18 protein-coding genes are annotated in these 24,588 nt (G+C 73.4%); 8 read left to right on the plus strand and 10 right to left on the minus strand.

The window, feature by feature from the left end; all coding sequences use genetic code 11:
* Positions 1-102: 102 nt before the first annotated feature.
* Genes AC3ET3_RS14330 through AC3ET3_RS14340 form a run of 3 tightly spaced genes read right to left on the minus strand, consistent with a single transcriptional unit; the run spans position 103 to position 3,714 of the window.
* Entirely contained in the window at positions 103-906 is an 804-nt protein-coding gene (locus tag AC3ET3_RS14330) for a hypothetical protein (protein ID WP_432156460.1), read from the minus strand.
* On the minus strand, positions 906-2,165 hold the full coding sequence (locus tag AC3ET3_RS14335) for a VWA domain-containing protein (RefSeq protein WP_435612252.1): 1,260 nt from the start codon (positions 2,163-2,165) through the stop codon (positions 906-908). Before AC3ET3_RS14335 ends, AC3ET3_RS14330 begins: the two co-directional genes overlap by 1 nt.
* 43 nt (positions 2,166-2,208) lie before the next feature.
* A complete protein-coding gene (locus tag AC3ET3_RS14340; protein ID WP_435612253.1) occupies positions 2,209-3,714 on the minus strand; it encodes an IucA/IucC family protein in 1,506 nt (501 codons plus the stop codon).
* A gap of 95 nt (positions 3,715-3,809) precedes the next feature.
* On the opposite strand from AC3ET3_RS14340, the gene AC3ET3_RS14345 reads away from it, so the two are divergent.
* From AC3ET3_RS14345 to AC3ET3_RS14355, 3 genes are all read left to right on the plus strand, one after another.
* A complete protein-coding gene (locus tag AC3ET3_RS14345; protein WP_432156458.1) occupies positions 3,810-5,348 on the plus strand; it encodes an IucA/IucC family protein in 1,539 nt (512 codons plus the stop codon).
* Between the two features lie 167 nt (positions 5,349-5,515).
* Positions 5,516-7,315 (plus strand): thiamine pyrophosphate-requiring protein, encoded by a 1,800-nt coding sequence (locus AC3ET3_RS14350; RefSeq protein WP_432133741.1) that lies wholly within the window; start codon positions 5,516-5,518, stop codon positions 7,313-7,315.
* Complete coding sequence (locus tag AC3ET3_RS14355; RefSeq protein ID WP_435612254.1) at positions 7,315-8,463, plus strand: SDR family oxidoreductase; 1,149 nt, start codon at positions 7,315-7,317, stop codon at positions 8,461-8,463. Before AC3ET3_RS14350 ends, AC3ET3_RS14355 begins: the two co-directional genes overlap by 1 nt.
* On the opposite strand, the gene AC3ET3_RS14360 is transcribed toward AC3ET3_RS14355, so the two are convergent.
* From AC3ET3_RS14360 to AC3ET3_RS14370, 3 genes are all read right to left on the minus strand, one after another.
* Complete coding sequence (locus AC3ET3_RS14360; protein ID WP_432156457.1) at positions 8,370-10,160, minus strand: glycoside hydrolase family 15 protein; 1,791 nt, start codon at positions 10,158-10,160, stop codon at positions 8,370-8,372. The two genes, AC3ET3_RS14355 and AC3ET3_RS14360, sit on opposite strands and share 94 nt — an antisense overlap.
* Before the next feature lie 14 nt (positions 10,161-10,174).
* Positions 10,175-10,804 (minus strand): PepSY domain-containing protein, encoded by a 630-nt coding sequence (locus tag AC3ET3_RS14365; protein WP_432133744.1) that lies wholly within the window; start codon positions 10,802-10,804, stop codon positions 10,175-10,177.
* Positions 10,805-10,949: 145 nt separating this feature from the next.
* Positions 10,950-12,425: a cation:proton antiporter domain-containing protein gene (locus AC3ET3_RS14370; protein ID WP_432133745.1), complete on the minus strand. Its 1,476-nt coding sequence runs from the start codon at positions 12,423-12,425 to the stop codon at positions 10,950-10,952.
* Between the two features lie 146 nt (positions 12,426-12,571).
* Here AC3ET3_RS14370 and AC3ET3_RS14375 point away from each other — a divergent pair, with 146 nt between their 5' ends.
* The 4 genes from AC3ET3_RS14375 to AC3ET3_RS14390 all read left to right on the plus strand — a co-directional run bounded on the left by AC3ET3_RS14375 (position 12,572) and on the right by AC3ET3_RS14390 (position 17,993).
* On the plus strand, positions 12,572-13,720 hold the full coding sequence (locus AC3ET3_RS14375; RefSeq protein ID WP_432133746.1) for an enolase C-terminal domain-like protein: 1,149 nt from the start codon (positions 12,572-12,574) through the stop codon (positions 13,718-13,720).
* Between the two features lie 53 nt (positions 13,721-13,773).
* The gene (locus AC3ET3_RS14380) at positions 13,774-16,899 is read left to right on the plus strand and encodes an FAD-binding and (Fe-S)-binding domain-containing protein (protein WP_435612255.1); all 3,126 of its coding nucleotides are present in this window, start codon (positions 13,774-13,776) and stop codon (positions 16,897-16,899) included.
* A gap of 332 nt (positions 16,900-17,231) precedes the next feature.
* Positions 17,232-17,474, plus strand: a complete 243-nt coding sequence (locus AC3ET3_RS14385) for a hypothetical protein (RefSeq protein ID WP_488191828.1) — start codon at positions 17,232-17,234, stop codon at positions 17,472-17,474.
* A 39-nt stretch (positions 17,475-17,513) separates the two neighbouring features.
* A complete protein-coding gene (locus tag AC3ET3_RS14390) occupies positions 17,514-17,993 on the plus strand; it encodes a phosphatase PAP2 family protein (protein ID WP_435612257.1) in 480 nt (159 codons plus the stop codon).
* Positions 17,994-18,026: 33 nt separating this feature from the next.
* Here AC3ET3_RS14390 and AC3ET3_RS14395 read toward each other — a convergent pair whose 3' ends face one another.
* Positions 18,027-18,551, minus strand: coding sequence for a DUF4232 domain-containing protein (locus tag AC3ET3_RS14395; RefSeq protein ID WP_435612258.1), 525 nt, complete (start codon positions 18,549-18,551; stop codon positions 18,027-18,029).
* Between the two features lie 155 nt (positions 18,552-18,706).
* The gene (locus AC3ET3_RS14400; protein ID WP_435612259.1) at positions 18,707-19,138 is read right to left on the minus strand and encodes a PRC-barrel domain-containing protein; all 432 of its coding nucleotides are present in this window, start codon (positions 19,136-19,138) and stop codon (positions 18,707-18,709) included.
* Positions 19,139-19,470: 332 nt separating this feature from the next.
* Here AC3ET3_RS14400 and AC3ET3_RS14405 point away from each other — a divergent pair, with 332 nt between their 5' ends.
* Positions 19,471-21,750, plus strand: coding sequence for a catalase (locus AC3ET3_RS14405; RefSeq protein WP_432133751.1), 2,280 nt, complete (start codon positions 19,471-19,473; stop codon positions 21,748-21,750).
* Between the two features lie 305 nt (positions 21,751-22,055).
* On the opposite strand, the gene AC3ET3_RS14410 is transcribed toward AC3ET3_RS14405, so the two are convergent.
* Together AC3ET3_RS14410 and AC3ET3_RS14415 are read right to left on the minus strand one after the other, a co-directional pair.
* Positions 22,056-22,784, minus strand: coding sequence for a spermidine synthase family protein (locus AC3ET3_RS14410; protein ID WP_432133752.1), 729 nt, complete (start codon positions 22,782-22,784; stop codon positions 22,056-22,058).
* Positions 22,785-22,833: 49 nt separating this feature from the next.
* Positions 22,834-24,519, minus strand: a complete 1,686-nt coding sequence (locus AC3ET3_RS14415; protein ID WP_432156451.1) for a ribonuclease J — start codon at positions 24,517-24,519, stop codon at positions 22,834-22,836.
* Between the last annotated feature and the right edge of the window lie 69 nt (positions 24,520-24,588).

The following is a 24,588-nucleotide window of genomic DNA, read 5'->3' on the forward strand; positions in this document are numbered from 1 at the left end:
GGCGCGGGGAACTGCGCGATCAACCACAACGGCGCCGCACCCGCGCGACACACCGGAGGCCCGCCGCACGGGTACGCGCACGGCGGGCCTCCTGACACGACATCAGCCGCCCGACGGCACCCGACCGGGCCGCCCGGCACCCCGGGTCAACGTGTAACCGCCGATACCCGCCAGCGCAGCGAGAACCGCTCCGATCCCCGTCCACACCCACCGGTCGGACCACCAGCCCGACGACCAGCCGTCGTCCGGCTCGATGCTCGACAGCACGGCCGACGCCGTGTCGTCGTCCTCCTCCTTCTCCGGCCGGGCGGCGATGCCCGGCACCAGCGGCTCGGCCAGCCATCCGTCGACCGCCGCCGCGCCGCCGATGTCCTTGGAGTCGACCCGCAGTTCGGCCTGCACCGGCTGGCCCAGGTCGTCCGCGCCGAGGCCGACCGTCGTGAGCCGGACGTAGTAGGTGCCCGGCAGCGGGTCGTTGGCCCACGCCTCCGACCAGGCCCGCACCGTCCGCAGCACGCAGGCCAGTTCGACCGTGGCAGTGCCCTGGCCCGCCGTGCGCTTCTGGGCGCCGTACTGGCACGCCTGGCGGCGCCGCAGGCCGTCGTACACGTCGACCTGCCAGGTCTGCGCCGCGTGCGACTCGGGCAGCTTCACCGTGGCCTTCACGGTGGGCCGCTGACCCGCGTCGGCGGGGAAGGACCAGTACAGGTAGTCACCCGCGGAGGCGCTCGCCGTGGCGGTCTCCCCCTGGTCGATCTCCGCCGCCGAACGGAACGACGTGCCCGCCGAGGTCGGCGCGGACGACCCCTGGGACGGGCTCGCGGACGGTGAGGCGTCGGCCGCGGCGGGCGCCGCCGCCAGGCCGACCAGGACGAGAGCCGCGCCCAGGGCGCGTGTGATCCGCATCAGTTGGTCCTCCACACCGCGACACGCCAGCGCGACAGCCAGCCCCAGATCAGACCCGCCAGGAAGCCCACCAGCACCAGCAGGCCGAGCAGCCACCAGCCCCGGCCGAGACCGAAGGACGCCACGTCGTCCGCGGACGACGGACCGTCGACCACGTCCACGGTCAGCTCCACCGGCATGCCCGGCGTGGTCTTCACACCCGAGGCCGCCGAGAAGGAGTTCGTCACCAGCAGGCACACCGTCTCCGCCGGAGCGTCGTCGTCGCCGTCCGGGCGCGGGTAGCGCAGCCCGGTCGAGATCACGTCGGTGCGGCCGTTGCCCGCGGCCTCACCGCGCACGATCTCCCGGCCGTGCGTGGTGATCGCCCGCAGCAGCACCCCGTAGTCGGGGTTCATGACGCGGTCCGCGGCGACGCTCACCGAGGCGCGCAGCTCCTGACCCGGCTCGACGTCCACCCGGTACCACCGCTGCTGGCCGAACTCCTCGCGGTCGGTGTACAGACCCGACTTCAGCGCCGGTGCCTTCTCGCACGACGACGCGCCCTCGACGGCGACCGGCGTCACCACCGGGTCGGCCGCCCGGTCCACCAACTGGTTGACCTTGTCCGCAAGTTCGTCGGTGTGCTCGACCGAGGTGTACGTCCCGCCGGTCGCCTCCGCGATACAGCTGAGCTGCCTGCGCAGCTTGGTGTTCGGCACCAGGCCCAGCGTGTCGATCGTCATGCCGATGCCCTTGGCGGCGATCTCCCGCGCCACCTCGCACGGATCGAGCGGCGCGCAGGTGTCCTCGCCGTCACTGATCAGCACGATCCGCTTGGAACCGGTGCCGCCCTCCAGGTCGTCGGCCGCCTTCAGCAGCGCCGGACCGATCGGCGTCCACCCCGTGGGCTGCAGGGTGGCCACCGCGGTCTTCGCCTCGGTGCGGTCCAGGGGGCCGACCGGATACAGCTGCGCGGTGTCCTTGCAGCCCGTCTTCCGGTCGTCCCCCGGGTAGTTGGCGCCCAGCGTGCGGATGCCGAGCTGGACCTCCTCGGGCGTCGCGTCCAGCACCTCGTTGAACGCCTGCTTCGCCGCCGCCATGCGGGTTCCGCCGTCGATGTCCTTGGTGCGCATCGAGCCGCTGACGTCGAGCACCAGGTCGACCTTCGGCGCGCGTGCGCTCATCTCGTCGGCGGCCGCCTCGCCCGGGACCGCTATCCCGGCCGCCAGCGCGGCGAACAGGGCGCACACGCCCGCCGCCAGCCGTTGTGTTCTGATCATCGGCGGATCCTATTGATGCCGGGTGCCCCGCATCAAAACGGGGTCAGGAACCGGACGCCGACAAGGGGTTGGGCAGCGTGGTCCACCGGTCGCCGGTCGCCCCGTGCGACAGCCGCATCACCGTCAGCGCCTTCACCGGCAGCGGCTCCTCGCACAGCGCCACCACGTCCGGGGTGCGCGGCAGGTCCCGCACGGCCGGCCCCAGGGCCGCGCGCAGGGCCTCGCGGCCGCCCGCCACGCCCGCCAGCGCACCGCCCACCAGCGAGCCGAACAGCTTGCGGCGCAGGGCCGTCGCGTCGTCCGTGACGATCCGCGCCGGCAGCTCCGGCACCGGTACCCCGTGCCGCGCGAGCCGGGCCGGACTGACCCGGATATCTGCGAGGTCCCGGTAGACCAGGCGGCGGGGCTCACCCGACGGCCCCAGTACGACCAGCAGGTTCTGCCCGTGCGCCTCCAGCGCCACGCCCAGCTCCAGCAGCCGCAGCCCGACGGTGAGGGCGAGACGCGCCAGGTCCGCGAGCCAGCCCGGGTCGCCCGGCAGCGCGGTGGTGGCCAGGGCGGCCACCGGCACGACGTGCTCGCCGGCCTCCGCGTGCACGCGCGGCGACTCCCGCCACACGGCGCCCAGGTCGGGGGAGCCCGCCGTGGCCGCGCCCAGCGTGCGCGTCACGTGCAGCGCGCCGTCCGTGCGGGCCGCCAGGGTCTCGGCGAAGGCCGACAGGCCGGCCGAGTCGAGCACCGACGCCACGGAGATGTCCCGCACCGACGACGTCAGCCGTGCGCTCAGCGACGTCTTCACATGCGGTCCGTCCGGCACCGCCAGGGTCCGCAGCGACATCAGCGGACGGGCCTCGAAGCCCTCCGCGCAGGTCCGCTTCAGCACGTGCGCGGCCTGCCAGGGGTGCACCGGCAGCAGCAGCCGCTCCCCGTCCCTCAGCCACGCCGGCCACACCCCCGCCACCCGGCACTCGGCCGCCGCCACCGGCAGCAGCCCCAACCGCACCACCGGCCCGTGCTCCGGCCCGTACGCCAGCTGCTCGGCAACCGAGAAGCCGGGCCGCGAACGGCAGCTCGGGTGGTACGGGTGCCCGTCGACCACCCGCCGCTCCCACTCCCAGTCGGTCGCGGGCCAGGCGTCCGGCCGCGTCGGGCGCGCCGCCCGGGACAGGGCGAGCGAAGCGACGCTGTGCCCGAGTTCGGCGGCGAAGCCCGCGCCGTGCGGCACCCGCAGGTCCGTCATCAGCCGGTCCGGGGCGTCGTACTCCGTGCCGTCCAGACCGACGGCCGTGACGTACCCGGCCGTCGCGTACGGGTCCGGGTGCGGGCCGTGCAGCCGCCGGCCGTCGGCCAGCCGCAGCGTGAGGCCGTCCCGGCCGCGCTCGCGGCCGGTCACCCACGGCAGCGGCTCATGGGTCAGCGCCCGCCACAGGCGGCTCAGCACGGCGGCGCGGGCACCGGGCAGCGCGGCCGCGTACCGGGGGCCGAGAACGGGGCGCAGATCGGCCAGTTCCGCGGCCACTTCGGCCTCGGCGGCGGGGGGACGGTGCACGGACGGGCTCCCTCGGGTACGGGTTACGACGACACGGCGGGGCCGTGACGACAGCGATACTGATCGTCTCCGCCCGAATGAACCGTAGGGAACGAGTGGAACGCGTGGACCGCACCCCCCCACCCGCCGACCCCGTGCCGGCCCCCGACGCCGCCGACGCCCACGCGGCGGCGCCCCTGTTGAACTGCCTGCTGAGAGAGGTCGCCGAACCACTGCCCGAACCGGCCGGAACCCCACCCGGCGGCGCGGCGTCCCGCACCCGGCGCACCTACCGGCTGCCCGGCGGGCGGCTGCTGCGGGTGCGCGGCACCCGGCGGCCCGCCGAGCCCGAGGTGTACGCCGACGGCCGCTGGCACCGACTCGGCCACGGCGAGCTGGTCAAGCTGACCGCCGAGGTGCTGCGCCGGCACACCGGGCTGTCCAACCACGAACTGCCCGCCGAGATGCTGGACAGCCGGGCCGCCCTCGCCGCGCTTCTCGCCGCCCGCGCGCGCACCGAACCGCCCGCCGACCCGTACCTGCGCTCCGAGCAGTCCCTCGTCAGCGGCCACCCCCACCACCCCGCCCCCAAGGCGCGCGGCGGCGGGCCGGTCGCCGGCTGGCTGCCCTACGCCCCCGAGGCGCACGCCCGCTTCCCGCTCACCCTGCTCGCCGTACGGGAGGACCAGGTCGCCGAGGACGGCGACACCTCCGCGCTCGACGCGCTCGGCGCCGCCCCGCCCGGCTACCGGCTGCTGCCCGCCCACCCCTGGCAGCTCGACCTGACCGGCGCCGACCTCGCGCCCGCCTTCGCCGACGGCCGCTTGCTCCGCCTCGGTACCACCGGCCCCACCGCCTGGCCCACGGCCGCCGTACGCACCCTGTACGCGCCCGCGGCCGACGTGTTCGTGAAGTTCAGCCTCGACGTGCGGATCACCAACGACGTGCGCCGGCTGTGGCGCCACGACCTGCTGCGTACCCGCCGCACCGACGAGGCCGTCGCCCGCGCCCTGGCCGCGGCCCCCGGCGACGCTGCCTGGCTCAGCGACCGCGGCTGGCGCACCGCGCGGTTCGCCTTCGAGGAACTCGCCGTCCTGGTCCGCGACGGGCTGCGCGGCCACACCCTGCCCGGCACCACCCCGCTGCTCGCCGCCGGACTGGTGGAGGGCTTCGAGGGCAGCCCGCTGCCCGACGCCGCCGATCCGGCGGCGTGGTGGGCGGCGTACGTGCGCGCCGTCGTGCCGCCCGCCCTGACCGCCTTCGCCGACCACGGCGTCGTCCTGGAGGCGCACCTGCAGAACACCCTGGTCGCCGTCGACGCCGCCGGCACGCCGGCCCAGGCCCTGTTCCGGGACGCCGAGGGCGTGAAGCTGCTGCCCGAGGTGTCCCGGGCGGCCGGCTGGGAGCGCCTGGTGTACTGCCTGGTCGTCAACCACCTCATGGAGGTCGCCGGCGCCCTCGCCGAGCACCATCCCGGCCTCGACCCCTGGCCGGCCGTACGCCACGAGCTGGCCGCGCACGGGCTGCCCGAGGCGGCCGCCCTGCTCACCGCGCCCGCTCTGCCCGCCAAGACCAACCTGCTGCTGCGCTGGACGGGCGCGGACGGCGCCGCCGCCCGATACCGGCCCCTGCCCAACCCCCTGGCCGGCCCCTGACCGGCGCGGCGCGAGGGGGAAGAGCCGGGCCGGGTGCCCCGGCGGGCGCGCATCATGCGAGTTTTGCCAGGACATCACCCGCGGGAGGGGGCCGCGGCGGTTTACCGGGCACCGGGACGGCAACTCAAACACATCCGACGTTCTCACCGGGTGTTCAGGAGAAGTCCATGACCGAAGTCGCCGACTACGTGCTGCAGCGCCTGACCGAGTGGGGCGTGCACCGCGTGTACGGATATCCGGGCGACGGCATCAACGGGATGCTCGGCGCCTTCGACCGCGCCTCGGGCGATCCGGAGTTCATCCAGGTCAGGCACGAGGAGATGGCCGCCTTCATGGCGTGCGCCCACGCCAAGTTCACCGGCGAGGTGGGCTGCTGCACCGCCACCTCCGGGCCGGGCGCCATCCACCTGCTCAACGGGCTCTACGACGCCAAACTCGACCACCAGCCGGTGGTCGCCCTGGTCGGCCAGCAGAAGCGGCTCAGCCTCGGCGCGCACTACCAGCAGGAAGTCCACCTCGACCGGCTGTTCGCCGACGTCTCCGAGTACTGCGAGACGGTGGTGCACCCCGGGCAGGCCCGACACGTCATCGACAGGGCGTTCAAGACCGCGCTGACCACGCGCGGTGTCGCCACCGTCATCATCCCGGAGGACATCCAGGAGGCGGACGCCCAGCCCTCCCCGCCCAAACAGCACGGCTCGGTGTTCTCCAGCGTCGGCTGGAGCCGCCCGCGGGTCCTGCCCGACCCCGGCGAGCTGCGCAAGGCCGCCGACATCCTCAACGAGGGCGAGAAGGTCGCCATGCTCGTCGGCCAGGGCGCCGCCGAGGCCGAGTCCGAGGTCCTCGAAGTCGCCGAACTGCTCGGCGCCGGCGTCGCCAAGGCCCTGCTGGGCCGCGAGGTGCTCCCCGACGACCTGCCGTTCGTCACCGGCCCCATCGGCCTGCTCGGCAGCAAGCCCAGCGACGACATGATCCGCGGCTGCGACACCCTGCTGATGGTCGGCACCAGCTTCCCGTACTCCGAGTGGCTGCCCGACGAAGGCCAGGCACGCGGCGTCGAGATCGACATCGACGGCCGCATGATCGGCATCCGCTACCCGATGGACGCACACCTCGTCGGCGACTCCAAGGAGACCCTGAAGGCCCTCCTGCCGCTGCTGCGGCGCAAGGAGGACCGGTCCTGGCGCAAGGGCATCGAGAAGGGCGTCAGGGAGTGGAACGACCTGTGCGAGCGGTGGGCCGCCCAGCACTTCGGCGGCGTCATCAACCCGCAGGCCGTCGCCTCCGCGCTCTCCGACCGGCTGCCGGACAACGCCATCCTCACCGCCGACTCCGGCTCGGGCACCAACTGGTGGGCCCGCAACATCAAGCTCCGCCACGGCATGCACGCCTCGCTGTCCGGCACCCTGGCCACCATGGGGCCCGGCACGCCGTACGCCATCGCCGCACGGTTCGCCTACCCGGACCGGCCAGTGATCGCCTTCGTGGGCGACGGCGCGTTCCAGATGAACGGCATGAACGAGATGATCACCGTCAGGCGGTACCTCGACCGCCTCGGCGGCTCCCCGCCGTTCGTCTTCTGCGTCTTCAACAACCAGGACCTGAACCAGGTCACCTGGGAGCAGCGCGCGATGGCCGGCGACCCCAAGTACCCCGGCTCGCAGGCCATCCCCGACATCTCCTACGCCGGGTACGCCGAGCTGATCGGCCTGAAGGGCATCGTCTGCGACAAGCCGAAGAAGATCGGGGCGGCCTGGGACGAGGCGCTGGCCAGCGACCGGCCGGTGGTGCTGGAGTTCAAGGTGGACCGCGAGATCGCGCCGATCCCGCCGCACATCATGAAGTCCCAGGGAAAGAAGGCCGCCAAGGCCGCCCTGCACGACCCCGAGAAGGTGGGGATCGCCACCAAGGGCGTACGCCAGAAGATCACCCAGTACGCCGAGCACCTGCCGGGCCGGGGGCGCTGATGACCGGGGAACAGCGCACGGACTCCGACGGCCAGGTCGTCGTGATCACCGGCGCCAGCGGCGGCGCCGGCCGGGCCACCGCCCGCGCCTTCGCCGCCCGCGGCGCCCGCGTGGCACTGCTCGCCCGCGGCCGGGAAGGTCTGGAGGGCGCCGCCCATGACGTGCGCGAGGCGGGCGGCCGGGCCCTCCCCCTGGAGGTGGACGTCTCCGACGCGAAGGCCGTCGACGACGCCGCCGAACGCGTTGAGGCGGAGCTCGGACCGATCGACGTCTGGGTCAACGCCGCCTTCTCCACCGTGTTCGCGCCGGTGACGGAGGTACGCCCCGAGGAGTACCGCCGGGCCACCGAGGTGACCTACCTCGGCTTCGTGTACGGCACCCAGGCCGCCCTGAAACGCATGCTGCCCCGCGACCGGGGCACCATCGTGCAGGTCGGCTCCGCGCTGGCGTACCGCAGCGTGCCCCTGCAGTCCGTGTACTGTGCCGCCAAGCACGCCATCAAGGGCTTCACCGAGTCCCTGCGCTGCGAACTGCTGCACGACGGCAGCGGGGTGCGCGTCACCATGGTGCAGCTGCCTGGCCTGAACACCCCCCAGTTCAGCTGGGTGCTGTCCCGGCTCGCCCGCCATCCGAGGCCGGTCGCGCCGGTCTACCAGCCGGAGGTGGCCGCGCGCGGCATCCTGTACGCGGCCGACCACCCGAAGCGGCGGGAGTACTGGGTCGGCGGCTCCACCGTCCTCACCCTGCTCGGCCAGCGCGTCGCCGCCGGGCTGCTGGACCGCTACCTGGCCCGCACCGGCTACGACTCACAGCAGACGGGCGAGCCCCTCGACCCGTCCCGCCCGGTCAACCTGTGGGAGCCCGCCGACGGGGCGGGGGGCCACGACCGGGGTGCGCACGGCGTCTTCGACGAGGAGGCGCACCCGCGCAGCGTCCAGCACTGGATCTCCCGGCACCGTCGGCCCATCGCCCTGGCGACCGCCCTGGCCGGCTCCGCCGCCACGGCGGTCGCCGGCGGGCTGCGCTCGCACGGCAACGGGCTCGTCGGCCACGGTCACGGCGGCAGGACCGCTGTGTCGTCGAGGCGGACCGCGCACTCCAGCAGCAGGGCGTGGACGAACGCCTGGGGCAGGTTGCCGCGCAGCTGACGCTGACGCACGTCGAACTCCTCCGCGAACAGCCCGGGCGGCCCGCAGGCCGCCCGGGTCCGTTCGAACCAGCGGAAGGCGCCGACCCGGTCTCCCAGGTGGTGCGTGGCCAGCGCCATGTGGAACCCGCACAGCAGGAAGGCGCCCTCGGCGTCCCCGAGCGGCACACCGGGACGCTCGAATCGGTACAGATACCCGTCCTGGGAGAGCCGCTTCTCGATCCGGTCCCGGGTCAGTCGCGCACTCGGGTCGCCGTCGGCCACCCCGCCCCGGGCCAGCGGGACCAGCAGCGCCGCCTCGGCGCCGTCGTCGTCGGCGGCCCGCCGCCAGAACCCGTCCGGGTGCAGACAGCGCCGCCGGGTCTCCGCCAGCACGGTGTCCGCGGTCTCGGCGCAGCGCCGGCCGTCCCCGCCGGGCAGCACCCGCGCCATGTGGCGCAGCCCGCACACCACGCTCAGCCGCGAGTGCGTCCACCACCGGTCCTCCAGCTCCCACAGGCCGGCGTCCGGCTCCGTCCAGCGCCGCTCCACCGCGTCCACCGCGATCCGCGCCGCCCGCTCCGCCTCCGGGGTGAGGCGGTCGTGCCGGGCGGCGGCCGCGAACAACTGCAACGCCTCGCCGAACGTGTCGAGCTGGAACTGGGTGGCCGCCTGGTTCCCGATCCGGTCGCTGCCGCCGGGATAGCCGGGCAGCGGCAGGGACCGCTCCTGCGGCATCGACCCCCCGGCCACCGTGTAGGCGGGCCGCACTCGGTCGCCGTCGGCGAGGATCCGGTCCGCGACGAATCCCACGGCGGTGTCGAGCAGCTCGTGCGGGCCGTGCGCGGCGACCGCGAGCCCCGCGTAGCACTGGTCGCGCAGCCAGGCGTACCGGTAGTCGTAGCTGCGCCCGGAGTTGGCGCGCTCCGGCAGGGACGTCGTGGCGGCCGCGACCATGCCGCCCGACGCGCTGGTCAGCCCGAGCAGGACGGCGTACGCGTGCCCGGCGTCCCGCGGCGCGGCGAGCGCGGAGCAGTCCGGCACCGCCCGCCGCCACTCGCGCTCGGTGGCGGCCCACAGGGCGTCCGGGTCGAGACGGGGCGCGTCGGCGCCCGCGGGCCCCTCGGAGAGCTCCAGTACCAGGTCGTGCCGCTCGCCCCGGCCCAGACGGAACTCGCCGGTGAGACCGGCCTCCGGGTCCCAGGCGGCCGAACGGGCACCGAGCAGCCGCATCCGCAGGCCGCCGCCGCCCGCCGTCCACACGTCGCCGTCCAGACGGGGGTCGCGCAGGCGGTGCGCGCCGAAGCCGGGGCGGGCGTCCAGCTCCACGCGCAGCCGCGCCTCGCCCCGTACGACCCGCATCCGACGCAGGAGGACCAGGCGGTCGGTGGCCGCCGGCAGCGCCAGCGCGTCACGGCACTCGATCACACTGTCCGGGGTCACCCAGCGCTGAGTCCGGACCAGGGTGTCCTCCTCGTAGGCGCCGCCCCACACGTGCCAGGGGTCCACCGGCCGCACCGTGAAGTGCCCGGTGCCGCCGATCAGCGCGGAGAACACCGCGTCGCTGTGCCAGCGCGGGGCGCACAGCCAGACGATCCGCCCCTGCGGGTCCACGACCGCGCCGCGCTCGCCGTCGGCGAGGACCGCGTACTCCCGCAGGGCCCACGGGGGAGAGGTGCTGTCGGGTGCCGCCGGGGGCCTGCCCGTGCCGTCGTCCATCGCGCTTCCTCCCCTCACCGCGGGCCGGTGGTGCGGCTGGGACCGGTGACGAGGCCCGGCGTGGGCACCGGGGTCGCAGCGGGGGCGTGGTCGGCGATCACGTCCGAGGTCACCGCGTCGACCTGGTAGGTGTGGGTGCGCCCCGGCTCGATGGCCGCCACGGTGACGACCCAGACGGTCCGCCCCTTCTCGCCCTTGGCCAGCCGGACCTCCGTCACCTTGCCGAAGTGCTCGCTCTCCATCGCGGTCGCGGCGACCGTCTCGGCCGCTTCCTCGGGCAGGATCCGGGCGCTCTCCACCAGGGCCGACGTGCGGGCCTCGGCGTCCACCCGCCGGTCTGCGGGCTCGGGGCTGCCCAGCAGCCGGCCGAGGGTGGCGTCGACGCGCACCACGCGCACCGCGCCGTCCGGCGTGGCGACCTCGGTGCGCCATACGGGCTTCGTCTCGGACGGCTCGCGCAGCCCGACCGACAGCAGCCTGCTCTCGGGCACCTCGTCGAGCGCCTTGCGCACGGCACGGTCGAAGCGGACCTCCACCTGCGGGAACACCTCCGACCGCTCGGCGGGCGGCGGCCCGTCACAGCCGGCCACCACCAACGCGGCAGCCACCAGCGCCACACCGACCGGCCCGCCCCGCCGACGCATCCGGACGCCTCCCCTGCGAGCCCGAACCATACGTTTCCCTGCCTCTCCGCCGACCCCAGAAGCCGGCACGACCTCCGCACCGGGGGAGTAGGCCGACCTGGCCCCCCTGAAACCCGGCGCACGGCCACGGCCGCGTGCCTCCTTCTCACACGCCGCCGAACACCTTCTTGACGGCTTCCCGCGGTATGTCCGTCTCCGGGTCCGTGATCAGCACCACCTCGTCGTCGGCGCGCAGTCGCGTACCCGGGCGCAGGGAGAGCAACTGCCCGTCGCGGATGACGAGGGCCACCCAGACCGCGTCCGGCAGGTCGAGGTCCTCGATCGGGGACTCCTCCGCCGGGGCCCCGGTCCGGACCCGGCAGCGGCGCACCCCGTCCGGCGGGGACCGGAAGCGGATGCCCAGGGGCCAGGGCCGCAGCGGCGTCGTCTGCAGCGACACCCCGCAGCGCCGGGCGAGCCAGGGGATCAGCGTGCCCTGGAGGACGACGGACGCGGCCACCACGACGAAGACGATGGCGTAGATCGACGTGCCGTGCTCGGCGTGCTCGGTGAACAGGAAGCTGCCGAGCAGGATCGGCACGGCACCCTTCAGCCCCGCCAGCCCCAGGAACACCCGCTCGCCCGCCCGGATGCGAACCGGCCACAGCATCAGCGGAATCACCACCGGCCGCACCAGGAGAAGCGTCACCGCCGCCATGACCGCGCCGTCGGACCACGCCCCCAGCTCGTCGAAGTCCCCGACGGTGGCCGTCAGCCCCAGAGCCGTGAACGCGGCGATCTCCCCGAGGCTGGCCAGCGCGTCGTGGAACCGGTCGATCTCCCGCTCGAAGGGCACCCCGTGCCCGGCCAGCAGCAGCCCGGTGACGAACACCGCCAGGAACCCCGAGCCGTGCGCCACCGTGGCCAGCCCGTACACCCCGAGCGCGCCCGCCATCGCGGCGAGCGCGTACAGCCCCTGCCCGGGCAGCGGGACCAGGCGCAGGAACCGGGGCAGTGCCAGCCCGCCCACGACCCCGACGACCGCCCCGACGACGATCTGCACCGCGAACACCCAGGCGACATGGCCGACCGCCGCCCCGCCCGTCCGGCCGCCGAGCTCCAGCAGGCCGGCCAGCAGGGCGATGCCCGCCGGGTCGTTCAGGCCCGCCTCGCCGTTCAGCAGGGTGCCCGCCCGCCCCGGGATCTCCCGGCGGCCGAGCGCGGAGAACACCGCCGCCGGATCGGTCGGCGCCAGCGCCACCCCCAGCAGCAGCGCCGGCAGCCAGTCGAACCCCAGCAGCACATGGGCCAGCGAGCCCGTCGCCGCCGCGATCACCACCGTGCCGGCCAGCCCCATCCAGGACGCTGCCGCCAGCGACGGCCGCAGCCGCCGCCAGCCCAGCGAGATGCCGCCGTCGAACAGGATGAACACCAGGGCGATCGTGACCAGTTGCTGGACCAGCTCGATCGGGACCTCCCGCAGCCCAGGCACGAAGTCCGACACCACCGCCGCCGCGATCAGGAAGAACGCGGGCGCCGGCACCCGGGTGCGCTCACTGACGGGATGCAGCACCAGCGCCGCCGCCATGACGCCGCCCGTGATCAGCACGGCCCACCCCAGTGACACGACCTCCTGGGTCATTCCTCGCTCCTCACGCGCCCCAGACGCACCGTCCGACGATTCCGTGGCCTGTGGTGTACCCCCCGTCGGCCCGTTTACCTGCCCCGAGCCGGGTCACCCACTGAAGACGACAGCGGGTGTCCGATCCATGTCCGAGGGAGTACGCCATGACCCTGGCCGCCGGCGAGGCCGAGCGGGTGGAGTGCCGTGTAGACGCGGTCGACGTCCACGCTTTCGAGGTGCCCACCGACGGCCCCGACGGCCGGGAACAGGACGGCACCCTGGACTGGGACTCGACGACGATGGTCCTGGTCCGGGTGCACGCGGGCGGCATCAGCGGCCTCGGCTACACCTACGGCGACGTGTCCGTCGCCCGCTTCGTGGAGTCGAAACTCGCGTCCCTCGTCCGGGGCCGGGACGTCACCGCCCCGCCCGCCCTGTGGCACCTCATGGGCGCCGAGATCCGCAACGCCGGCCGTCCGGGGGCCGGCGCCATGGCCGTCTCCGCCGTCGACATCGCGCTGTGGGACCTCAAGGCGCGCCTGTTCGGCCTCCCCCTGGTGCGCCTCCTGCCCGCCTTCCACGACCGCGTCCCGGTGTACGGCAGCGGCGGCTTCACCAACTACTCCCTGGACCGCCTCACCGACCAGCTCGCCGGCTGGGTCGGTCAGGGCATCCCCCGGGTGAAGCTCAAGACGTCCCGCGACCCCGCACGCGACCCGGCCCGGCTGACCGCCGTACGCCGGGCGCTGGGCGACGGCCCGGAGCTGTTCACCGACGCCAACGGGGCACTCGGCCGCAAGGAGGCCCTCTACTGGGCCCACAGGTTCCACGAGGAGTGGGACGTGCGCTGGCTGGAGGAGCCCGTGAGCTCCGCCGACCTCGAAGGACTGCGCATGCTGCGCGAGCGCGGCCCGCACCGGCTGGAGATCGCCGCAGGCGAGTACGCGTTCACTTCCCGGGACTTCGTCAACCTGGTCGAACCACCCGGCGTGGACTGCCTGCAGGCCGACGTCACCCGCTGCGGCGGGATCACCGGCGTCCTGGAGGTCGCCGGCCTCGCGGCGGCCCGGCACCTGGACCTCTCCGCCCACTGCGCGCCGGCGGTCTCCGCCCACGCGTTCTGCGCCGTACGCCGGCTGCGGCACCTGGAGTACTTCCACGATCACGTACGGGTCGAGCACCTGCTGTTCGACGGCACCCTGACACCGGCCGACGGCACCCTGCGGCCCGACCCCGCCCGCCCCGGGCTGGGCCTCGACGTCAAATGGGCCGACGCCGAGCCCTACCGCGTGCACGGCACGCGGCCCACCTGACCCGGTCCGCCGGACCCGCCCGCCCCGGCTCGTCCATAGGAGAGAAGCACCCGATGGCCAAACCCACCCGCCGCACCACGCGCGACATCCCCGCCAAGACCCATCCGGACATCGCCGGACCGCCCCGCGGCCGGCAGACCCTGGACGTCGGCAAGCTCGAACGGGCCCTGCGCAAGGCGGTCGACGGCGAGGTGCGGTTCGACACCGGCACCCTGGGCCTGTACGCCCAGGACGCGTCCAACTTCCGGCAGGTGCCCATCGGCGTGGTGGTGCCACGCACCCTGGACGACGTGGTGGCCGTCCACCAGGTGTGCCACCGCTTCGGCGCCCCCGTCCTGAGCCGTGGCGGCGGCACCAGCCTGTCCGGCGAGACCGTCAACGAGGCCGTCGTCATCGACCACTCCAAGTACCTCACCGGCATCGGAGCGGTGGACGTCGAACGCCGCCTGGTCACCTGCGAACCGGGCGTCATCAACGAGGAGCTCAACCGCCACACCGGCCGCCACAACCTGATCTTCGGCCCCGACCCCTCCTCGCACTCCCGGTGCGTGATCGGCGGCAACATCGGCAACAACTCCTGCGGCATCCACTCCGTCCAGTCCCAGCTGTACGGCCCCGGCCCGCGCACCAGCGACAACGTGCACAGCCTGGAGGTCGTCACCTACGACGGCGCCCGCTTCGAGGTCGGCGTGAACGAGGAGGAACGGCTCGACGAGATCATCGCCGAGGGCGGCCGCAAGGGCGAGATCTACGCCGCCCTGCGCGCCCTGCGCGACAAGTACGCCGACGCCATCCGGGCGGGCTTCCGCTCCGCGGAGCAGGTGCCCCGCCGCGTCTCCGGCTACAACCTCGACGAACTCCTGCCCGAACGCGGCTTCAACGTCGCCCGCGCCCTGGTCGGCACCGAGAGCACCTGCGCGACCGTCCTGCGCTCCGAGCTGATGCTCACCCCCGCCATGCTCCAGCGCACCACGGTGGTGGTCGAGTACGACGAGCTGGCCGACGCGGCCGAACACTGCATGGAGATCATCGAGCACTGGAAGCCGATCGGCCTGGAAGCGCTCGACGACAAGCTCATCCACAACCAGCAGATCGGCCACATGCACCCGGAGGACCTCAAGGAGCTGCCGCGCCTGGGCGGCGGCGCCTGGCTCCTCGTGCAGTTCGGCGCCGACCGCATCGAGGAGTCCCGCGGCCGGGCCGACGAGTTCGTCCGGTGGCTCACCGACCACAAGGGCTACGCCCGCGACCGCATCCGCATCGCCCAGAGCACCCAGGAGGGCGGCACCAGCGAACACGTGTGGGCGATCCGGGAGAGCGGGCTCGGCTCGACCTCCTTCCCGCCGGACGGCAAGGACCACTGGCCGGGCTGGGAGGACTCCGCGGTGCCGCCCGACCGGATCGGGCAGTACGTGCGCGAACTGCGCAAGGTCATGGACCGGCACGGCATCACCGGCGCCATGTACGGCCACTTCGGGCAGGGCTGCATCCACTGCCGGCTCAGCTTCGACCTGCGCAGCGCCGACGGGATCGCCACCTACCGGCAGTTCATGGAGGAGGCCGCCGACCTGTGCGTGGGCATGGGCGGCTCGGTGTCCGGCGAACACGGCGACGGACAGCAGCGCGGGGAACTGCTGGAGAAGCAGTACGGGACGGAACTCGTCCAGGCCATGCGGGAGTTCAAGGCGATCTGGGACCCCGAGTGGAAGATGAACCCGGGCAAGGTCGTCGACCCGTACCGCATGGACGAGAACCTGAAGCTGGGGACCGACTACAACCCGCCGCGCACCCCCACGAAGTTCGCCTACGCGCAGGACGGCGGGGACTTCGCGCACGCCACCGTGCGCTGTGTCGGCGTCGGCAAGTGCCGGGTGCCGCAGGCGGAGACCACGATGTGCCCGAGCTACCAGGTGACCCGCGAGGAGAAGCACACCACCCGGGGCCGGGCCCGGCTGCTGTACGAGATGCTCAAGGGCGACGTCATCACCGACGGCTGGCAGTCCGAGGAGGTCTTCGACGCCCTCGACCTGTGCCTCGCCTGCAAGGGCTGCACCAACGACTGCCCGGTCAACGTCGACATGCCCACCTACAAGGCGGAGTTCCTATACCACCACTACAAGTCGCCCACCCGCAGGCGCCCGCGTCACGCCTACGCCTTCGGGTTCATCGACCAGGCGGCCCGGCTCGCCGCGCGCGTACCCGAACTGGCCAACTTCGCCACCCAGACGCCCGGGTTCGCCCGGCTGGCGAAGTTCGTGGCCGGCATCGACCGCCACCGGCCGCTGCCGAAGTTCGCCCCGATGACCCTGCAGGACTGGTTCGCCCGGCGCGGCGGCACCGCCAACCCGACCGGCCGGCCCGTGGTGCTCTTCCCCGACACCTTCAACAACCACTTCCACACCGACGTCGGCGTGGCCTGCGTGGAAGCCATCGAAGCGGCGGGCTGGCGGGTCATCATGCCCGAGGAGCACGTGTGCTGCGGACGGCCGTTGTACGACTACGGCTTCCTGGACGCCGCCGAGCGCTACCTCGGCCGCGTGCTGGAGGTGCTGCGGCCGCACCTGCGGGCCGGCACCCCGGTCGTCGGCATGGAACCGAGCTGCCTCGCCGTCTTCAAGGACGAGCTCACCAAGCTGCTGCCCCACGACGACGACGCCCGCCGACTGGCCGGCAACGCCTACCATTTCGCCGAGTTCTTCCAGACCTTCGGCGTCGAGCCGCCCCGGCTCGACGGGACGGCGCTGCTGTGGGGCCACTGCCACCAGCGCGCCACCGGCGGCATGAGCCCCGACCAGCAACTCCTGGAGAAGATGGGGCTGGAGGTGAACAACCTCCAGGGCGGCTGCTGCGGTCTCGCCGGCTCCTGGGGCTTCGAGTCCGGCAAGTACCGGATCTCCATGGAGTGCGGTGAACAGGCCCTCCTGCCCGCCGTCCGCGACACCGGCCCCGACACCCTGGTCGTCGCCGACGGCTTCTCCTGCCGCACCCAGATGAAGGACGCCGGGACGGAACACCGCCCCCTGCACCTGGGGCAGATCCTCCAGCTGGCCCGCACCAGGTCCAAGGACCCGGCCGCCCGCCCCGCTCCGCCCCTCGGCCGACGCGCCCTGCGCCTCACCCCGGCACTAGCCCTGGCGGCGACCGCCGCGGCCGTCGCCCTGCGCGCGAAGCGCCGCTGAGCCGCCGACCGGGCCCGGGAACGATCGGGCACGCCGCAGCCGCGGGCCGGGCGGGCAACGCCCGGCCCACGGCCGTGCGAGGGACACGACGACGGGCGACGGCGGGCGACGGCGGGGGAGGCAGGGCGAGGTCCTGGAGTGCCGTCCGGCCTGACGAGGCAGTCAGGCTCACCTCAGCCCGGTGGCCGCTCGGGCCGAGGCGGATCGTCGCTCCCGCCCGGCCGGGGGGAGGCGCGGGCGGCCCACCGGGCGAGGAGCAGCCCCGCCGCCAGGGATCCGGCAACGCCCGCGGCCATGTCGGCGATCGTGCCCGCGTTCCCTCCGCGCTCCCGGTGCTCGGTTCGGCCCGGGAACTGCGGCCGGTGCCCGAGCGGCACGCCCACGCCCTGCCGCGGCCGCTGGTCGCCGGAGCCGAACTACTGGTGGCCTGGCAGCTCATCGCGGGCGCGCTCTACGGGCTGGGAGCACTGGTCAAGAACGCCGGGCCGGGCTCCGGACCACCGGGCTGGGACCGCGCTGTGGTGCGCGACCTGGCCGCAGCGCGCACACCCTGGCTGGACCAGGTCGCCGAGTGACTGCGCATCCTGGGGGGATCGCCCGGCATCATCGCCGCGGTGGCGATCGTGGCACCGCTCGCCGTGGCCGTCACCCGCAGCTGGCGGCCCTTCGTCCTGCTCGCCCTGGCCCTGGTGGGGCAGGTCACCCTCTTCCTGGTCACCGTGGCGCTGGTCGCCCGGACCCGGCCCGACGTACCGCACCTGAGCGACGAGCTGCCGCCCACGGCGAGCTTTCCCTCCGGTCACGTCACCGCCACCCTGGCGCTCACGGCGTGCACGGCGATCATCGTCTTCCGGGCCACCCGCCGCACGGGGTGGCGGCTGACCGCCGTGGCGCTGGCCGTGCTGATCACGGCGGCGGTGGCCTTCGAGCGGCTGTACGCCGGCGCCCACTACCCCAGTGACGTGCTGGCCGGGCTGCTCCTGGCCGGACCCTGGACCGCGGCCTGCTGGTGGGCCACGCGCCCCGCGCCCGAGGACCGGGCGAGGGAACGGGCGACCATCCACCCGGCCGAGCACGAACTGGAACGCGAGTGACGAGGCGGAGTCACCCCGCTCACGCCGCTCACGTCAGGGGTGCTTGCCCGGCTCGACGGCGCCGACCTCGAAGACGCCGCCGCAGACCCGGAACGATTTCGCCGGTGCCCGCAGGGCCCGGGTCGATCCCGGTGGGTAGGCCTGGACCTGTGCGGCGGGAGGCCGGCAGGGCTCGTTCGTCACGCCCTGGGCGACGGTGTGGAGGGCCGCGTAGACGCTGCCCCCGGGCTCCACGGTGAGGGGCCCGGCGTCGGGGCCCCGGCGCCGGGCCGGTTCGCCGATGCGGTCACCGGCGGAGTCGAGCAGGGTGACACCGGGATATCCGTGGAGCGAACAGGGCCGCGTGCCCGTGTTGGTGAAGACCAGGGGGGCGTAGCGGTTGCCCGCGCCGGGCGAGACACGGCCGAGGGACAGGCGGAGCCGGTCGTGGGTGCAACGGGCCGGTGATACGGAAGGCGAGCCCGGCGGGGCGGCCGCGGTGCCCGTGCCGGACGCCGCCGGTGTCGTCGAGGGTGACGTCGAAGGCGGCGTCGAAGCAGTCGGGGTCGAAGCGGTCACGCCGGACGAGGCGGCGGACGCCGTCGGCGTCGACCGCCCGGCGGCACTGTCCCCACACGCCACCGCCGTCAGAACGACACCGACGCCCACGGCACCTGTGCGCAGCAGCCCAAGGGCCCGCCCGCGCTCCCGCCGGGCCGTATCCCTCACGTCACTCACGACGGCTGGCCGGGCAGGCGGGGAAACGGCGGGTAGACGTAGCCGACGCCCCAGAACGGGGCGTAGCCGTAATGCTGGTAGACGCGGTCGTAGAACTCTTCGTGGTCCACCAGCTCCGGGTCGTAGGCGGGCGCCTCGGCCACCTGGTCCCGCGTCCGGTCGATGCGCACCCGGTCCTCGGTGACGTCGGCGACCGCGTCGACCGGGATGTAGCTCTTCTTCTCGCCGATGCCGAGGAACCCTCCGTGTTCCACGAGGAGGAAGCGGACCTTGCGCTCTTCCTCGTCGACGAGCAGGTCGCCGACCTTGCCGAGTTCGTTGCCCGAGCGGTCGGTGACCTTCCGGCCCCGGACGTCTTCGTCGGTGGCGGTGATCGCCTGGCGGGACTCGGAGATCCTCGTCAGGACGGGGACATCGCCGGATTGCATGGCGCCTCCCTTGAACGGCACGGCAGGGGCAGCGCCGGGTACCTCACGGCCCGGCGCTTCGTCCCCTCCCGGTTCCCCCTTCGCGAGAGGTCATCCCCGGCCTTCGCGGCCCTTCTGTCCGGGGCCGCCCGAGGCGGGCTCCGCCCCCGCCCCGGGCGCCCATGACGGAGCGCAGCCGAGCGACAGTCGCTATGAGTGTCCTGAGCGTCGTTGCGGCTCCCGGCGGTCGGGCGTTGCAGCTCCCGGCGACGGACCCCGGCATGCCTGTCTCGGACCCCCGCGGGTGGGTACGCAGGGGGGACCGTGTGAGCGATCCCGGAGGAGCGACATCCATGAGCGAGACCAACCCCGTCGAAAGGGCGGCTCAGAAGGTCACCGATGCCGTTCAAGGCGATGGTTCGGCACCGCCGGAGGGCATCCCCGGCAAGCCCGGTCCTCAGTCACCGCCCGTGTCGGAGCCGACCCGGCCGCGCGAACCGCTGCCGCCGAAGCCCGACCAGAGCGGCCCCGACACCCTTTCGCCGACCGGACAGCCGACCGGAGCCGAACAGGCCCAGGTGGCGCAGGCGGGTGCGTTCCTGACCGACGCCCAGGGCACCCGGCGGCACGACACCGACCACTCCCTCAAGGCCGGAGCGCGGGGACCCGTCCTGCTGCAGGACCACCACCTGCGGGAAAAGGTCATGCACTTCGACCACGAACGCATCCCCGAGCGCGTCGTCCACGCCCGGGGAGCCGCGGCCCACGGCGTCTTCAGGGGGTACGGAACGGCCGGTTCCGTGACCAAGGCGGCCTTCCTGGCGAAGGACGTGGAGACGCCGGTGTTCGTGCGCTTCTCCACGGTGCTCGGTTCTCGCGGCTCGTCCGACACCGTGCGCGACACGCGAGGGTTCGCCACGAAGTTCTACACCAGTGAGGGCGTCTTCGACCTGGTCGGCAACAACATCCCGGTCTTCTTCATCCAGGACGCCATCAAGTTCCCCGACGTCATCCACGCCGGCAAGCCGCATCCGGATCGCGAGATCCCGCAGGCGCAGAGCGCCCATGACACGTTCTGGGACTTCGTCACCCTGCACACCGAAGCGACCCACCACACCCTGTGGAACATGTCCGACCGTGGCATCCCCCGTTCCTACCGGACGATGGAGGGCTTCGGAGTCCACACCTTCCGCCTGGTCAACGCCGCCGGCGAGACCACGCTGGTGAAGTTCCACTGGAAGCCGAAGCTCGGCGTGCACTCCCTGGTGTGGGAGGAGGCGCAGATCATCAACGGTGTCGATCCGGACTTCCACCGCCGGGACCTCGCCGACGCCATCGAGGCGGGCGCCCACCCGCAGTGGGAACTCGGCATCCAGACCTTCCCCGACACCCCCGACCAGACGTTCGAGGGTATCGACCTGCTGGACCCCACCAACCTCGTGCCCGAGGAACTCGCACCCGTGCAGCCCATCGGGCTGCTCACCCTCGACCGCAACCCGTCGAACTACTTCGCCGAGACCGAACAGGTCGCCTTCCACGTCGGTCACCTCGTTCCCGGCATCGACGTCACCGACGATCCGCTGCTCGCGGGGCGTCTGTTCTCCTACCTCGACACCCAGATCACCCGGCTCGGCGGGCCCAACTTCCCCCAGCTGCCCATCAACCGCCCGCACGCACCCGTCAACGACATGCTGCGCGACGGCATGCACCAGGCGGCCGTCCACCGCGGGGTCGCCCCCTACCGGCCCAACTCCCTGGACGGCGGCTGCCCCTTCACCGCCGGAGCGGACACCGCGGCGTACGTCGAGGCGCCGGTACGCGTCCCGGAGGCGGCCAAGGTACGCGAGGCGCCGGAGTCCTTCTCCGATCACTTCAGCCAGGCCCGCCGGTTCTGGCTGAGCATGAGCCCGGTCGAACGCGAGCACATCATCGGCGCCTACACCTTCGAACTCGGCAAATGCTACGAGCAGGCCGTCAAGGAGCGCGCCTTGCAGGTACTGGCCAACATCGACGGTGACCTGTGCGCCCAGGTCGCCGAGGGGCTGGGTCTGCCGGCGCCGGAGCCCACCGTGCCGCTCGCCGAGGTGGAGCCGAGCCCGGCCCTGTCCCAGGTCGGGCGGACCTGGCCCACCGACGGGCGCGTCGTCGGCATCGTCACCGGTCCCGGCGGCGACCTCGACGGCGTGCGCGCCGTGCGGGAAGCGATCCTGCGGGCCGGCATGGTGCCGCTCGTCGTCGCGCCGACGGGCGGCACCCTGAACACGGACGACGGGCCCTTGACCGTTCAGCGGACCTTCGTCACCGCCCGGTCCGTCGAGTTCGATGCTCTGCTGCTCGCCGGCCCGCCCGGCCTGGGCGGCGACGCCCACGGGGCCCGGGACGCCAAGGCCGGAGCCGCGGGCGCGCGCCAGGGGACGCACGACCCGCGCGTCGGCCTGCTGCTGTCCGAGGCGTTCCGGCACGGCAAGGCGATCGGCGCCTGGGCGGGCGGCGAGACGGTCCTGGAGGCGGCGGCCGTGCCCGCCGACGCACCCGGCGTGATCGTCGGCGACGGCGCGACGGCCACGCTGGAACAGCTCAGCCGGCTGATGGCCTCCCACCGTGTCTGGGAGCGCTTCACCGACCATGCCTGAGCGGGCCCCGGGACGTCCCTGAGCGACCCCGCGACGTCCCGGAGCGGACCCCACGACGCCTCTGGGCGGGGTCCGCGGGAGCGAGCGGCGGGCTGCTGCGGCAGTCCGCCGCCGGGTCCGGACGGCCCGGATCGTCCTCCCCGGCTGTCTCGCTCGGTCATCATGCTCGCTCCCGGACGCAAGGTGACCGAGCGAGGGAGACTCCGGTTCCGCCCTGTCGGCCTCCCCGCCCCACGCGCCGGGGTACCACCTGGAGCGGCTGTACCGCCGTACGTGCGCGGCCGCGCCGCACAGCCGAGCTCCGCCTACGGTGTGCCCGGTTCCGTGCCTGCCACATAGACGGTGTTGGCCGAGGTACCGCCCTGCAGGGGGTTGTCGAACTCGACGACATGGGCCGCTGCTCGGGCGAAGACCTCGGTGAGGGCGGAGGTGAACGTCTCGTCCGGGGGATCGTTCGACCACAGGGCGAACACCCCGCCAGGGTGAAGATGTCCGGCGAGGGCGCGGAGCCCGGCCGGCCGGTAGAGCGCCGCGTGGCGGGGGTGGAGCACATGGCGCGGTGAGTGGTCGACGTCCAGCAGGACGGCGTGGAAGCGGCGGCCCGGCTCGGTCGGGTCCAGACCGCGGGGGTCGGCGGCCAGCGCGAAGAAGTCCCCGTGGACCAGGCGGCAGCGGGCGTCCGCGGACAGCCGGGTCCCGAGGGGCACCAGGCCCCGCTGGTGCCAGTCGATGACTTCGGCGAGCGCGTCGATCACAGTCAGTGAGCGCACCCGGGGGTCGTCCAGGGCCGCCCGGGCGGTGTAGCCGAGCCCGAGGCCGCCGACGACCACGTCCAGTCCGGTGTCCGGCAGTTCCGCCAGGCCCCGTTCCGCGAGCGCGACCTCGCCGGTGGTGAAGAGGCTGGACATCAGGAACTCGTCGCCGAGCTTCACCTCGTACACGTCCTCGCCCGACACCGGGTCGCGGCGGCGGCGCAGACTGATCTCACCGATCGGTGTCCGCCGCCAGTCGATCTCCTCGAAACGCAGGCCCATCCGTTCCCCTTCTCCGGCCCTTCGGTGTGCTGCTGCGGGGGTGGCCCGGTCAGGCGTCGATGATGACGGGGATGATCAGCGGCCTGCGGCGGTGCGTGCGGAAGGCCCAGTTCGCCACGGCGCGGGCGATGAGCTGTTCGAGCTGGTGGGCGTCGCCGACGCCTTCCTGAGCCGCGTTGGCCAGCGTTTTCTCGATGACGGGGATGACCGGTTCGAAGGTGGTCTCGTCGTGGACGAAGCCGCGCGCCAGGAAGTCGGGGGCCTCGGCGAGGACGCCGGTGTCGGCGTCGACGATGGCCACGACCGTGATGACGCCCTCCTGCGAGAGGGTGAGACGGTCCTTGAGGGACGCCTCCGTGGCGCCGCCGACTTCCATGCCGTCCACGTACACGTTCCCCGCGGGCACCTTGCCCGTGATGGAGGCACGGCCGTCGACGAGGTCGACGACGACACCGTCCTCGGCGATCACGACCCGCTCGGGATCCACGCCGGTACGGATGGCGAGGTCGGCGTTGGCCCGCAGGTGGCGGAACTCGCCGTGGACCGGCATGACGTTGCGAGGGCGGACGATGTTGTAGCAGTAGACGAGTTCCCCGGCGCTGGCGTGGCCGGAGACGTGCACCTTGGCGTTGCCCTTGTGGACGACGTTGGCGCCCCACCGGGTCAGGCCGTTGATCACCCGGTAGATGGCGTTCTCGTTGCCGGGAATGAGGGAACTGGCGAGCAGGACGGTGTCGCCCTTGCCGATGCGGATCTGGTGGTCGCGGTTGGCCATCCGGGACAGGGCGGCCATCGGTTCCCCCTGGGAGCCCGTGCACACCAGGGTGATCTTGTGGTCGGGGAGCTTCTCCAGCTCCTTGGTGCTCACGATCAGGCCGGAGGGGACCTTCAGATACCCCAGGTCGCGGGCGATGCCCATGTTGCGGACCATGGAGCGGCCGACGAAGGCCACCTTGCGGCCGTGCGCGTGGGCCGCGTCCAGGACCTGCTGGATGCGGTGCACGTGGCTGGCGAAGCTGGAGACGATGACCCGGCGCGGCGCGGTGCGCATCACCTGCTCGATCGCGGGGTTCAGCTCGCGTTCGGAGGTGGTGAAGCCGGGGACCTCGGCGTTGGTGGAGTCGGTGAGGAACAGGTCCACCCCCTCCTCGCCGAGCCGGGCGAAGGCACGCAGGTCGGTGATCCGGTCGTCCAGCGGGAACTGGTCCATCTTGAAGTCACCGGTGTGCAGCACCAGCCCGGCCGCGGTACGCAGGGCCACCGCGAGGCTGTCCGGGATGGAGTGGTTGACGGCCACGAACTCGCAGTCGAAGGGGCCGAAGCCACGCCGGTCTCCCTCGCGTACCCGCACCGAGCGGGGCCTGATCCCGTGCTCCTTGAGCTTGGCCTCCAGGAAGGCCAGGGTGAGCTTCGAACCGACGACGGGAATGTCCGACCGCTCCCGCAGCAGATAGGGCACGCCGCCGATGTGGTCCTCGTGGCCGTGGGTGAGCACGATGGCCACGATGTCGTCGAGGCGGTCCCTGAACGAGGTGAAGTCGGGCAGGATCACGTCCACGCCGGGCTGGTTCTCCTCCGGGAACAGCACACCGCAGTCCACGATCAGCAGCTTGCCGGCATGCTCGAAGACCGTCATGTTGCGGCCGATCTCGCCCAGACCGCCCAAGGCGGTGACCCTCAGCCCTCCGTGGGGCAGCGGCGGTGCGGCTTTGAGTTCGGGGTGCGGATGGCTCATAGCCCGACGTTACCGGAGAGCCCGCCGAGGTGATCCACTGCCCGTGGGTCTCCGACGCCCACATCCGGG

This window comes from Streptomyces sp. bgisy159 (assembly GCF_057707805.1).